The organism is Thermococcus atlanticus (assembly GCF_054657855.1).
In genome coordinates this window covers 514,102-527,504 of the sequence record NZ_BAAHXX010000001.1, presented here as the reverse complement: position 1 = coordinate 527,504, position 13,403 = coordinate 514,102, and the positions used below count along the sequence as shown (strand labels likewise).

The 13,403-nt window shown below is 50.1% G+C and carries 14 protein-coding genes; 13 read left to right on the top strand and 1 reads right to left on the bottom strand.

Going from position 1 to position 13,403, the window contains the following annotated elements; genetic code table 11:
* From arlH to ndk, 13 genes are all read left to right on the top strand, one after another.
* The gene (gene arlH / locus ACYQ27_RS02795) at positions 1-696 is read left to right on the top strand and encodes an archaellum protein ArlH (RefSeq protein WP_456453603.1); all 696 of its coding nucleotides are present in this window, start codon (positions 1-3) and stop codon (positions 694-696) included.
* 1 nt (position 697) lies between these two features.
* Positions 698-2,320: a type II/IV secretion system ATPase subunit gene (locus ACYQ27_RS02790; RefSeq protein ID WP_456453604.1), complete on the top strand. Its 1,623-nt coding sequence runs from the start codon at positions 698-700 to the stop codon at positions 2,318-2,320.
* 9 nt (positions 2,321-2,329) lie between these two features.
* Positions 2,330-4,039, top strand: coding sequence for an archaellar assembly protein FlaJ (flaJ, locus tag ACYQ27_RS02785; RefSeq protein WP_456453605.1), 1,710 nt, complete (start codon positions 2,330-2,332; stop codon positions 4,037-4,039).
* Entirely contained in the window at positions 4,036-5,955 is a 1,920-nt protein-coding gene (locus ACYQ27_RS02780; protein WP_456453606.1) for a COG1470 family protein, read from the top strand. Before flaJ ends, ACYQ27_RS02780 begins: the two co-directional genes overlap by 4 nt.
* A gap of 116 nt (positions 5,956-6,071) precedes the next feature.
* Positions 6,072-7,958: a phosphoadenosine phosphosulfate reductase domain-containing protein gene (locus ACYQ27_RS02775; protein ID WP_456453607.1), complete on the top strand. Its 1,887-nt coding sequence runs from the start codon at positions 6,072-6,074 to the stop codon at positions 7,956-7,958.
* A 14-nt stretch (positions 7,959-7,972) separates the two neighbouring features.
* Positions 7,973-8,869, top strand: a complete 897-nt coding sequence (locus ACYQ27_RS02770; protein WP_456453608.1) for a helix-turn-helix transcriptional regulator — start codon at positions 7,973-7,975, stop codon at positions 8,867-8,869.
* Between the two features lie 134 nt (positions 8,870-9,003).
* Entirely contained in the window at positions 9,004-9,606 is a 603-nt protein-coding gene (locus ACYQ27_RS02765) for an HVO_0476 family zinc finger protein (protein ID WP_456453615.1), read from the top strand.
* 199 nt (positions 9,607-9,805) lie between these two features.
* Positions 9,806-10,177, top strand: a complete 372-nt coding sequence (gene rpl7ae / locus ACYQ27_RS02760) for a 50S ribosomal protein L7Ae (protein WP_456396438.1) — start codon at positions 9,806-9,808, stop codon at positions 10,175-10,177.
* Positions 10,178-10,247: 70 nt separating this feature from the next.
* Positions 10,248-10,463 (top strand): 30S ribosomal protein S28e, encoded by a 216-nt coding sequence (locus tag ACYQ27_RS02755; protein WP_456396440.1) that lies wholly within the window; start codon positions 10,248-10,250, stop codon positions 10,461-10,463.
* A gap of 5 nt (positions 10,464-10,468) precedes the next feature.
* Positions 10,469-10,675 carry a 50S ribosomal protein L24e gene (locus ACYQ27_RS02750; protein ID WP_456396442.1) on the top strand — a complete coding sequence of 69 codons (207 nt, stop codon included), beginning with the start codon at positions 10,469-10,471 and terminating at the stop codon, positions 10,673-10,675.
* Positions 10,676-10,804: 129 nt separating this feature from the next.
* Positions 10,805-11,230, top strand: a complete 426-nt coding sequence (locus tag ACYQ27_RS02745; RefSeq protein ID WP_456453609.1) for a hypothetical protein — start codon at positions 10,805-10,807, stop codon at positions 11,228-11,230.
* The gene (locus ACYQ27_RS02740; protein ID WP_456453610.1) at positions 11,230-11,949 is read left to right on the top strand and encodes a hypothetical protein; all 720 of its coding nucleotides are present in this window, start codon (positions 11,230-11,232) and stop codon (positions 11,947-11,949) included. Before ACYQ27_RS02745 ends, ACYQ27_RS02740 begins: the two co-directional genes overlap by 1 nt.
* Before the next feature lie 101 nt (positions 11,950-12,050).
* Entirely contained in the window at positions 12,051-12,563 is a 513-nt protein-coding gene (gene ndk / locus ACYQ27_RS02735; protein WP_460041770.1) for a nucleoside-diphosphate kinase, read from the top strand.
* 3 nt (positions 12,564-12,566) lie between these two features.
* Here ndk and ACYQ27_RS02730 read toward each other — a convergent pair whose 3' ends face one another.
* Positions 12,567-13,397, bottom strand: coding sequence for a hypothetical protein (locus tag ACYQ27_RS02730; protein WP_456453612.1), 831 nt, complete (start codon positions 13,395-13,397; stop codon positions 12,567-12,569).
* Positions 13,398-13,403 lie beyond the last annotated feature (6 nt).

Sequence of the window (13,403 nt, the reverse complement as noted above, 5' to 3'; positions counted from 1 at the left end):
ATGGGAGAGCTCCTTAAAATACAGATCCCAAATGATGAGCTTCACAGGAGGCTTGGAGGGGGGATACCTTCCGGGAGCATAATCCTGATAGAGGGAGACAGGGGTACGGGTAAGTCCATATTCTGTCAGAGACTCCTGTATGGGCTCTTAAAAAATGATCATACCGCCGCGTATATATCGAGCCAGTATACAACCCCTGAATTTATAAATCAGATGGAATCCCTCGGATACAGCATAATAAGGGATTTAATCAAACACCGGCTGCTTTTTGTCTCGCTTTATCCCCTGCTTGTGGGTGTTTCCAGGAGGGAAAAGTTTCTGCTCAGGTTTCTCGGAGAGTCGAGGATATGGGAGAAGGAGGTAATCATAATAGATTCAATCTCCTCCATACTGCCGGAGGATATGGGAGAAACCGAACTCAGGCTTTTAACCATCCACCTAAAAAAGCTCAGTTCTCTGGGAAAGGTAGTGATGATGACGATTAATCCTGAGGATGTGGACAAGAGAACGCTTCGAGTTCTTGAGGAAATCTCAAGCATGCTGATAAGGCTCAGCGTGAAGGTCTTCGGTGGAGATCTCAAAAATTCTGCCACGATTGTGAAGTATAACAATGCACGGGGCATATTTCAGAAAATAATTCCCTTCAGGGTTGAGCCAAAGGTGGGCTTCATCGTGGAGATTGCAGCGGTGGTGTAGCATGGCGGAGAGAATTAGCGACACACTGGACGTTGCAATGGCACGCAACCCTCACCTCAGGAGATACGTGGATAGCTTTGTCAAGAAAACGGGCAAATTTCCAGAATTTCACCCACAGCTCAGCAGAAGTATGAAGGATATAAAGTATCCAAATATAATCTACCCCGTGGGGGATCCGATTTTCATACACATATACGGCGATATTCATGCTGAGAGGAAGTATATAGTAATAGAGCCGAGGATTGCGGACAGAAAAGAGGAGGAGAAGTATGAGGCCATAAAGGACAAACTCCTCGAACTCGCCCCGACCAAGAGAATACCTGAAGACAAGGAGGAGTTTGAGCTTTTTCTTGATGAACTGTTTAATGAGGCCATGAATAAACTTTCAGGAGGTCTTTTCGGAAGAAACAGGCTGAGGATTACAAGGGAGGAGGCAGAGAAGTTCAGATATCTGCTGAAGAGGGATATAGTTGGAATTGGGCCTCTGGAGCCCCTGATGAGAGACCCCTATATCGAGGATATACACATAATCGGAGCAAACTACGTGTCCCTGATTCACAAAATATTCGAGGCACTCCCGACCAACATAGATTTTGGCGACAACATAAGGCTGGCTGACTATTTCAAGAACCTGAGCGAGAGGATGGGGCGGCCTGTAAGCGACAAAAACCCCGTTGTCGATGGAACACTCCCTGATGGCTCAAGAATCAACATCATATACAGCCCCGATGTGAGCATAAAGGGGCCAAGCGCCACGATAAGAAAGTTCTCGGCAACCCCGCTCAGCGTTACACAGCTCGTCAACTGGAACACCTTCTCAGCCGAAGTTGCCGCATACCTGTGGCTGGCTCTGGAATACGGCATGAGCATATTCGTGTGTGGCGAGACGGCCAGCGGGAAAACAACCACCCTCAACTCCATCATACCCTTCATCAAGCCGGATGCAAAGATATACACAGCCGAGGATACCCCCGAGGTCATAGTCCCTCACAAGACATGGCAGAGGCTAACCACCAGAGAAAGGGGACCCGAGGAGTCAAGGGTTACACTGTTCGATCTGCTCAAGGCCGCCCTGAGATCGAGGCCGAACTACATAATAGTCGGTGAGATTAGAGGAGCCGAGGGTGCGATAGCATTTCAGGCCATGCAGACGGGACATCCGGTTATGTCCACCTTCCACGCAGGGGACATCAAAAAGATGATCCAGCGTTTCACGGGCTCGCCCATCAACGTTCCGGTGACGTTCATAGACAACCTCAACATAGCACTTTTCCAGCAGGCTGTTTATGTCAGGGGCAGGTTTCTAAGGAGAGTTGTGAGCGTGGTTGAGATTGAGGGCTACTATGAGGAGCTTGGAGGGGTTGCCACGAGAAACGTCTTTGAATGGGATCCCGTCTCCGACAGGCACATATTCAGAGGCATGAACAACTCATACATCCTTGAGAGGAAAATAGCGGAGGTTGCGGGTTATGAAGACCCCAAGGATATCTACAACGAGCTTTTCCTGAGAGCCAGAATAATAAAGAGAATGGTGGAGCTCGGGATAATGGATTACCATGCTGTGCACAGGGAAATCAAAAACTTCTACGAGCGCGGCATTGAGGGGCTCAGCTTCAGACTGTGAGGTGGGAGCATGGTAAAGAATAAGGCGGGAATCTTCGTGCAGTCTGACCTGACGATAAGGGACTACCTGAGGAAGGTGCTGCTTCCCAGCTTAGTTCTCTCCATAGTGCTGTTCATCCTGATGCTGATAGTGAAGAGGTTCGTAGCGCTATCAAAAATAGTGCTCATTATTCTCTATGCCATTCCGATGCTTCCCCTGATCTATGGAATGCTCTACCCCTACGCAACAGCGAGCAGCAGAAAGGTCAAGATAAACTCAAGGATACCCTATTTTGCCACCTATTTCGCAGTCCTGTCCACGAGTGATGTTGGCAGGAGTGATCTCGTGTGGAATCTCTCAACCGAGAAATTCCTGGAACCAATAGCAAGCGACATGAAAAAAGCATACTACCTCGTCGCCAAACTGCACAGGGGCATGCCGGAAGCTTTGAGATTTCTGGCCAAGAGAACCCCGAGCAAGGTCTTCTCGGATTTTCTTGAAAGACTCGCATATTCCCTCGACAGCGGTGTGGAGCTCAAAGACTATCTCCTTCAGGAGCAGAAAACCGTAATGGATGACTACGAGACCTTCTATGAGGGTGCCCTTTATGACCTCGATGTCTTTAAGGAGATTTACTCATCCCTCATAATATCCGTCGTCTTCATGGTCACGTTTATCATCATTGGCCCGATAATAACCGGTCAGGATATCGTGAGTTTGAGCGTATTCATGTTTGTGCTCGTGCTCGCCACGGAAATCGGGGTTCTGGTCATAATAAAACAGAGGATGCCGGAGGATCGGGTCTGGTCTGACAACGCAATGACATCTGAAAGGAAATCCAAGATTATAAGAGCAGCCCTTCTATCTGTCTCCGGCGTATTTGTGGCCGCCATGGTTTACCTGATGGTGGTGAGACCTCGTTTCAGCCTGCCCCTGATGATGGAGGTTGCCCTTGTTCTGACACCCCTGGCATATATCGGAAGAACAATAGAACACGAAGAACATAGCATTCTGATAAAGGATGAAAATTTTCCGGCGTTTATAAGAAGTCTGAGCTCTTCACTGGCGGCCAGCGGGGCCTCCCTCCATCTCGTACTCAAATACCTCAGCTCTCACGACTTCGGAACTCTAACAGGAGACATAAAGAACCTCTACCGCAGAATCGCTATGAGAATCGACGACAGCAAATCCTGGGACTACTTCGCCTCCGATACCGGCAGCTGGCTCATAGGAATTTTCTCCGAGATATTCAAGAAGAGCATAAAGCTCGGGGCGGAGCCGGACTACGTGGGGGTTGTTATCTCAAGAAATTTCGAGAGGCTGGTCAGACTGAGGAGGAAAAGACAGCAGAACGTGGCAAGCTTTAAAGGGGTGGTCTATGGCATCACAGGAGCATTTGCATTCTCTGTTGCAGCGGCATTTCAGGTAACCGTCTACATGAACCATCTCTTCTCAAATATAAACATACCCGGGGAATTTCTGCAGAATGTTATCTCAATTCCCTCTTCAAGCGGCCTTCAGACGACAGGCTACATTCTCACTGCAATCCTCCTCCTGCATGCATTTCTCTCGTCCTTCTCAATAAAACTCGCCGATGGGGGGCACTTAGGGGTTTCAATCTATCACTTTGTAATCCTCACATGGATAGCCGCACTCGGCCTTTACATAGGTGAGGTGGTCATGGGCAAGATGATGAGCTTTGCCGGGATTGTATGGCCTCTGCTGGGGGTGTTGGTATGAGGAGAGCCCTGTTTGTGATTTTTATTCTGGTGCTGATCCTTCCGTATGCTCAGGCGGGTTCCGTTCTGAGTGGCTGGTTCAGGATTCCGGGGAGGATAACGGCGGGAAGCTCCACAATTTCCATTGAGGACATTTCCATAGGGGACAAAACCCTTCTCATAAGCCTGAACAACAGCACCGAGATACTCCACCTTGGCTCCGTGTTTAGGCTTGGAGATTACAACCTGAGTTTCAGTCATGTCCTGCTTGACAGCAGGGGATACGCAAACATGGAGTTTCACTTCCCGTATCTGCTCGAAGGTCAGTCGGTAAAGTTCGGGGAGTACAGGATCCTTCTGAATTCAGTCTCGGAGAAAGAGGCGGCCTTGCGGATCACCTATAAGAACATCACAAAGGACATCGCCTATAAAGGCGGAACCGTGAGCTTTGAAAACCTGAGGATTTCCATGAAGCTAATGCCCCTTATCTTCGACGGCTACCTCTACAGGGGAGACATGCAGAAAATCGGGGGCTGGAACGTAACGTTTGAGGGCTACAACATCACGAACGAAACAGGGGGCCTCACGGAGATCATCAGGCTCAGGATAAACGGAAGGGAATACTTCGGTGAAGTCGGGAAAACCCTCGAAGCTGGGGGACTGCAGATTGAGGTTAAAGACCTCGTGGGTTCGGAATATCTGAGGGTAAGGACGAGGCTGAAGGGGGCATACGTGAGCATTCAGGTTCTCCCGTATTTTGATGGATGGATAGCCGAGGGGAAAACGACAAAGCTCGGCCCGTACATCGTGAGGATTGATGGCATATACATGAATCGGGTGTATATCTCGATCAGAAATTCCTGCGGGGTTCCGCTGAGAAGCGCCTTCATAACCGCCGGGAACTTTACCTCGATGCTCTCCTACGGGGGACTTTCGGTAGGGGCGCTTGAGGTGAGAAGGCACGGAAGTGAAAAGCAGGTCAGGATTGTGGCAATGCTGGATGAGAGCAAAGTCCCGAAGATTGAGGATGTTGCATTCCTCAATGTGTCCTTCAGGATTCCGGAGGAAATTAAGGAGTATGTTCCTTTTAAAGCTACTGTGGTGCTGAAAAACACCGGAAAAACGGATTTGAGGTATCTGGAGATAATCCCGAACATCTCCAGAGAGTTTGAAATTGTAGGGGATTATCCCAAGTATGTTCCACTTCTGAAAAGAGGAGGGGAGATTGAATTTCCTCTCATGCTCAAGGCCACCTCGGGTGGAAATCTAACCGTGGGGAACATCGAGGTCACTGCCCATGCTCCCTATTTCCTCTCCTGCAACGGGCTTGTCAACCTAACATTTTCCTCGGAAGTCAGAAGGACACGGGTCAAAAGGGCAGTTTTTAACTATAAGGTGGAGATCAGGGGCAGGAATGGAGAGGTAGGAGAGGTTATACCTGTTAATATAAGCGTTGAAAACCTGGGAAACTCGGAGCTCCCCTTCGCCCTTACAGTTGCAGTCCCTGAGGGATTCGGTGTGATGGCCAAAAACTTCACGATGTACGGGGAGTGGCTTAAGCTGAGGGATTCAATGCCCCCAAATCAGACGAAGGTATACCTGCTTTCCCTTATACCCTCCAGAAAGGGAAAATATGAGATTATGGCAGTGGTGAGTGCAGGCAGCGAAATATTCAAGAATTCAACGATAATAACCGTGTCAGGAGTTCAGGAGCCTCCCCGCAGTGAGCAGACCCGGAATGTAACGAATAGCACATGCAAACCCAAGGTAATTACCCAGATCATCAAGGTGCCGGTTCCCCAGAATACAACGGTCGCAGCAGAGGGGATGGGCCTAAAGCAGAAGCTGCTCTATTTCGGGGGCTCCTTCTTTGGAGGAATGGCTTTCATACTGCTGCTGGCATGGATTGCCGCAAAGATGGAGGAGAGGAGAAGCTAACGGTATTGGGTACGGCAGGGATAAGCCCAATAATGGCTCAGGAGGGCCGGCACACATCCGGCATGAGAACCCAAGCGTTATAAACCCTCCACCTTTCTCATTCCTTGGGTGAGAGCATGGGAAGACCGGTGTTTCTGGGGAAGGCACACATTAACTGGTGCGAGAGATGCAACGTTCCTCTAATCGGTGATGAATGCGACATTCACGGAAAGGAGGGTGTATTCAGGGTTAACCTGACGCCTCCAGCGGATGTAAGGTTTGCCTTTCAGAGCGATATCGATTTCATCAGGCGTGAGTTTGAGAAGCACTACGGTGTTGACGTGGGCGAACTGCTGGATGGGAAGATAGTCCTCCTGAACAAGACCCCCGGAGAGGATGACGTCTATGAGATTATCGTGGATGGATATATCTTCGGCTGGCTCCGCTTCGACCCTCTGGAGCTCAGATGGAAGCCCGGGCTTAAGGTGGAGGGTGCCACGGCGCTGTGGAGGCGTTTCGGGAGGGCTATGAAAAAGTGGGTAATAATAGATGAAGGCGCTGTTGAGCCCGTGAAAAAGGGCTCAAATGTCCTGGCTGTTGGAATTCTGGAAGCTGAAGCATCGATCCGGGTGGGAGATGACGTTGTCGTAATATCGCCCGACGACGGGGTGGTTGCGACCGGAATAGCCAAGAAGGATTATGCCGCCCTGATGAAGAGGGAAAGAGGGACGGGAATAAAAACCAGAAGACAGAGAAGCGTGCACTATCGCGAGGGCAGAAAGGCGGGAATTGAGGATGTTCTGAAGGCAAATCGCCACGCCTTGGAGGAGAGGGTCAAAGAAGCGCGCAGATTCATGAGAAAAACCGCCGAGAGGATATCCCGTCCTATGGCCGTCGCCTTTTCCGGCGGAAAGGACAGCCTGGCGGTTCTTGGCCTTGCCATGGAGGAGTTTGGAACAGGTTTCTCGGTGTTTTTCAACAACACGGGTATAGAGTTCCCAGAAACCCTCGAATACGTTGATGAAATCAGGAGGGAGCTTGAAAGCAGGGGCATTGAGTTCATAGTGGCGGATGCCGGGGATGCCTTCTGGAGGGCGTTGCATGTATTCTCACCTCCGGGTAGGGACTACCGCTGGTGCTGCAAGGTTACAAAGCTCGGCCCGATAACGCTCTCGATAAAGGAGCACTATCCTGAAGGCGTCCTCATGTTCGTTGGCCAGAGGAAGTATGAGAGCATACAGAGATACAAACAGCCGAGGGTCTGGAAAAACCCCTGGGTTCCGAATGAGATAGGGGCATCGCCGATATTCCACTGGAACGCCCTCGAAGTATGGCTGTACATATTCTCCCGCGGGCTCAAATACAACCCGCTCTATGAGGACAGGCTCGACAGAATAGGATGCTTCCTGTGCCCCAGCTCGTCCCTGGCGGAAATCTACACCCTCAGGGAGGAGAAACCGGAGTTGTGGGGGAGATGGGAGGGGGAGCTTGAGAGATGGAGAAAGCGCTTTAACCTCCCCGAAGAATGGGTATCCCACGGGTTCTGGCGCTGGAAAAAGCCGAGCAGAGGGCAGAGAGCCTTGGCTGAAAGGCTCGGCATCGGGCTTCCGGAGAAGAGAATATGGGAACCCGTGCAGTACTCCCTGAAAGAGGAGAACGGAACCCTTGTCGTAAGGTTCAACACGCTCATAAACCTGAAAAGAATAGGGGAGGTCGCTCCGATTCTCGGGGAGGTGGAGAGGGGCGAAAACTACATAAAAGCAGGCGGCGTAAAATTCACAGAGGAGTTTGCATTCGCCGGGGAGCCCGGGGATGCCATTCAGGCATACCACCTCGTAAAGAGGGCGTATGAGTGTGTTGGCTGCGGCGTGTGCGTGGGCAGGTGCCCCGAGGGAGCCATTGCCATAAACCCGAAAAGCAGAAAGATAGTTGTAGATCCAATCAGATGCACCCACTGCATGGAGTGTATGAACGTATGTCCCCTGTTGAAAATAAAGAACCCCGAAGAGGGAAGCCAGCTCTAATCGGTGCTGCTCTCGTGTTCGTGCTACTCCTCATGATGCTCCCCCTCGCATCCTCCCAGACCGAGGAGGAGTACAGCATAGAGAGCTATTCCCTGTATTTTGACCTGCTCAGTCAGAATTCCGTTAGGGAGACTATCGAGGTGGTTCTTAAAGCCAACCAGCCCTTCAACAGGTATGTGTTCTACACGGAGTATCCGGTTGAAAACCTCGACGCAATCGTCTCGATCAACGGCAACACGCTGGCCAGCAATATAACCGCGGAAAAGATAACAGGCGGCGTAAATGCGGTATATGTGAGCTTTCCGGAGGTAAACAAAGACGACATAGTGAGGATAAGAATCAGCTTTCTGACGAGCGGCATGGTTCAGGAGGTTGGAGGAAAGCAGCAGTTTGCCTATTACGTGCGCTTTAATCAGCCGGTCGGCGTTTTTTACGCCCGTCTCTTCGTCCCCAAGGGCTATGCAGTTCTCTCTCCCATAATTCCCTCCCCCAGCAAAGTTGAGAGCTCGGCCAGCAGGATGGTTCTGGAGTGGAAGAAGATTCAGGTTAATGCAGGGGACGAGTTCTACTTCATAGTCGGATTCTCTGAAGAGATCAAGCCCCCAAAAAGAACATCTCCCTTATGGATGGTGGTGATATTCATCTCTGCATTTGTCGGCGGTTTCTTTGGCGGAATCCTCTACAGGGAGCGCAGGGAGAGGAAAAGAACAAGAAGGGAGATACTTAAGAGCGACGAGGAGAGAATCATTGAGATTTTGAAGGAAGGGCCGGTTCTCCAGAGCGAGCTCGTCAAGCGCCTCGGTGTCTCAAAGGCAAAGGTTAGCATTCTCCTGAGGGAGATGGAGGAGAAAGGCCTCATAGAGAGAACAAGAGAAGGCAGGAGCTACAGGATTCAGCTCAGGGAAGGGTAGGTTTTTAGGGGATTCATTCGATATGGTCGAGGTTTAACAACACTCCCAGCCGGTCGTTATAGAGCGCCCGCAGGTTACCAACAGAGGAGGGTAGGTTTATAAAGTGAGGGGGAAAGCATCGAGGGGTGAGAAAAATGGAGGAGTATTTCATCTGTCCCGAATGCGGGAGTGAAGACGTTGAGGTTATCAAGGAGAGAGGGAGAGAGCTAACGCTGAAATGCCGGGAATGCGGCAGCGTCTGGCATACAACCCTTCCAAAGCTCGTCAGGGTTCCCCTCGTTATCAGCAGGCATGAGAGGAGCTTCAAGGGCGAAGCTGAGCTTCCGAAGGGCGAGGAGATAGCAATCGGTGATATAGTCGAGATTGAAGGGGATGAAGTCAGAATAACCGGCATTGAGCTTGAGGGCGACAGAAGGGTTGAGAGAGGGAAGATAGGAGAGATAAAAACCCTGTGGGGAGAGAGCCTCACATATCCGAAGGTCATAGGGGTTTCAATATATCTGCCCGGGGGAGTTACCCAGTCCTTCAAAGTCAAGGTGCCGAGGGATGAGGAGTTCGTCGTCGGCGAGGTTCTTGAGGTCGGCGGCTACACCTTCAGGATTGAGAAGATAAAGACGGAGAACAAGATGTTGAGGCACGGCAAAGCAAAGGCCGACGAGATCACCCGGCTCATGGGCAGGCCCATCAGGGGGAGGGCGAGCAGAAGCCTTGAGATATACAGGGGTTACAGGGATTGAAAGGCCAGTGAGATCAGGGAGCAGGCCGGCAATCCCGCTCAAAACAGACTCTTCTCCCTGCTTAATAATGGCCCAACAGTTACCGGCACGCTGCAGTCATACCGACAGCATGCTCCGGATAACGAAAGCCTTTTAAACGTCCCAATGAAATTGAACCCGTCAAAACTCGATGAACGATGAGGTTTCGGAGGGATGTGAAATGGCAAAACCAAGTTACGTCAGGTTTGAGGTTCCGGGAGAGCTTGCCGAGAAAGCTCTCGAAGCTGTTGAGATTGCAAGAGACACCGGACGGATAAGGAAGGGAACAAACGAGACAACGAAGGCGGTTGAGAGGGGCAGGGCAAAGCTCGTTGTTATAGCCGAGGATGTTGACCCCGAGGAGATAGTTGCCCACCTTCCACCGCTCTGTGAGGAGAAGGAGATACCTTACATTTACGTTCCAAGCAAGAAGGAGCTCGGTGCCGCTGCCGGTATTGAGGTTCCATCGGCCAGCGTTGCCATCCTTGAGCCCGGCAAGGGCAGGGAGCTCGTTGAGGAAATCGCCATGAAGGTCAGGGAGCTCATGAAGTGAGCTCCTTCTCAATTACCTTTAATTAGCCGGTGAGATTTTTACAATCATCAGGAATCGAGAGGTGTGAGAAATGGCTGAAGATGATGGATACCCAGCTGAGGTTATAGAAATCGTCGCGAGGACCGGAGTCACGGGCGGCGTTACACAGGTCAAGGTGCGCGTTCTTGAAGGCAGGGATAAGGGCAGGGTCATCAGGAGAAACGTCAAGGGGCCAGTTAAGGTTGGCGACATAGTCATACTCAGGGAGACTGAAAGAGAGGCGAGGGAGATCAGGGCAAGAAGGTGATTCGGATGGCAAGGTGGAACGTGTGCTCATACTGCGGGAAGGAGTTCGAGCCGGGAACAGGCAAGATGTACGTCAGGAACGACGGCAGAGTTCTGTTCTTCTGCTCTGGCAAGTGCGAAAAGCTCTACTTCATGGGCAGGAACCCGAGGAAGCTCAAGTGGACCAAGGCCTTCCAGGAAGCGAGGCTTCAGAGGGCAAAGAGGAAGAGGTGATTTCTTTCTTTTCTTAGTAATTTTAATTCAATGAGCGTTTTTGTCATTCTGTAATTTTGAGAGGGCGGAACACTTAAATACTACAAATTCATTAATTGTATTTGACAACCCGTTTGGGGGACAAATGAAATGAAAAAGTGGTTGATTTTGTTTGTAACAGGGTTGCTGATGCTGAGTATTTTTGAAAGTGTAGCAGCATATTCCCCCACATACGATGTTGTTTTATGGGATAATGGTCCATCATTCTATGACACAAGAACTGTGGGTTTTTGGCCTGCAAAATGCACATATACAATTGATGGAGAGCTTTTAACTTATCAAACATCCTACTATGAAGGAGAAGGATGCATTGAGCTATTCATACCTTTCTTGGGGTACTTTATTTTCACTCAAGCAATAGGAATTATAGAAAACAGCGATGGATTTAAAGATACCACATACTTTGACAGGGTATCTTTTACAAAATATTTCTATTATCCTGCTCCAAGGGATGGTCCGAGCTCCACACTAACAGTAGGATGGCATTATAGACACTATGAGGAAAGTGGAGGGTGATGAAGATGAGAAAGATGCTTCTTATACTGGTGATTACCATTTTAGCAATCTCAGGGACTATCGCAATGGCACTGGCATACAACCCCATGCCTGCTTCAAGGAGAGTAGTGGAAAGAATCAACACAATCGAAAAGTACTCATTTGTGGAAACCGTCCAGAGCAACCAGTATTTTGGCAAGATCAAGGATATAAACGGCTCGAAAAAAGCTGTTGTGGAGTTTGCATACAAGAGCAAGGGAAAAAGATGGGGATGGATAGACCTGAGAACAATGTCCGCTGAGATATTTGAGGAGTACTACATAAACGGCACGCTTGTTATGAAAACACATGCAAAAGTGCAAAACGGTAAATTAAGCGGATATGTCGAGTTAAAAGATGGTGAAAAGCTTCCTCTAACCCAGGTGCTTGAGGATGATTATAATATCTCACCCAAAAATGCGGTTGACATGTTCATGCACACTCACCCATTGGCAGTTCTCAAGTCTAAACTCAAAGACAGCACGCTGATACCAGTGAAACCATCCCTTGCAGACAAGCTACTGACGGTGGTGGGTGTAAAGGGAGCAGCTTACACATATAAGCTGCCTTTGGAGGGCAATAAAGAGTGGAAAATCACGGTTAGGGAAGACGGCACTCCCGAGAAAATTGAGCTTATCTCCTCTGACCCTGACTCCCCAGGTGTTGTAAAAGCAATTATTGAAATCAAGCCTTTGAACTAGCGTATTTTCCAGTTTTAACTCTTCTTCCTTACTTTAAAAATCCCAGACCAACAATCCAAAAAACCTATTAACCGCGATGCCAACTAACTTCGGTGTTGCCAATGGCCGAGAAAAAGATCGAAAGAACCCTTGTTATTCTGAAGCCCGACGCCGTAGTCAGGGGGCTGATGGGCGAAATAATCAGCCGTTTTGAAAAGAGGGGACTTAAAATCGTCGGGATGAAGATGATATGGATTACCCGCGAGCTCGCTGAAAAGCACTACGAGGAGCACAGGGGAAAGCACTTCTTCGAGCCGCTGATAGACTACATCACCAAGGCTCCCAGCGTCGTCATGGTCGTCGAGGGGCGCTATGCAATAAGCGTCGTGAGGAAGATGTGCGGTGCCACCGACCCGAAGGACGCCGAGCCGGGGAGCATAAGGGGCGACTACGGCCTCGACGTTGGTGATGCCATATACAACGTCATCCACGCCTCAGACAGCCCGGAGAGCGCCGAGAGGGAGATAAACCTTTACTTCGAGCCCGAGGAGCTCTTCGAGTACTGGAAGGCCGCGGACTGGTTCTACCACACGCATGCGAAGGCAAAGAAGGAGTACATGGACAGGATGGGCTGAGAGTTAGCTCACAATGATTTCCCGTTTTCGTTTTGTCTTTCTCATAAACCCAGCATATTCCTCAAGCACCTCCCTACATTCGGCAGGAACCCTTCTTCTGGATAGGACAACCATGCTCAGCGCCCACAGGTAATAACACAGGAAAGTCACAGCCAGTGCGAGGATTAGCGCGCTCAGAAAGTCCCACGAGAGAAGTGGTACAATGAGAGCGGGAGCCAAAAGGCATGTGTAACCCAGAACCCTGGCAGCCCTCTTGGTTTTCTCCGCTGCTCTGAGCAGACACGCGATAAGCTTTTCCACGCTGGAGAAGTTCTGCAGCGTGAAACCGCCCACAAATACCCTGTTTGCGATGACATATGCCGAGCGGCTCTCATCATCGGTGATACAGGGTACGCCAAAGCCCTCAAATGGCTGGCAGCGCATCCACCTTTCAGGATTCTTCTCCGGGAAAAACATCAGCAGCAGGAGAATGATCACAGACAGGAGATACCACATGCGGGAGAGTGTCCCGACCAGTCCCGCACCGGCAGAGAGTACAAACGAGGAGAGGGGGGCGACTTGGATGTATTCATCTATGCTGAGGGCCTCTCTTGCCCTTACCTCTATGAGTGCTATGGCCAGAATAAGGGAAGCAAACACCTCAAAGCCCGCAAATCCTCTGAGATTAAATCCGACGACGTCGCCCGCTATATTCCACAGGGGTGCACCTATGGCATAGGTGAAGAAAGGAACCGCCGTTGCAAATCCCACAATTTCCGCACCTTTTCCCTTCACTTTCCCAGCTATGAACGCCATTCCGGTTCCAATCAATGCGGATAGTAGCAGGGCTATCATCCCACC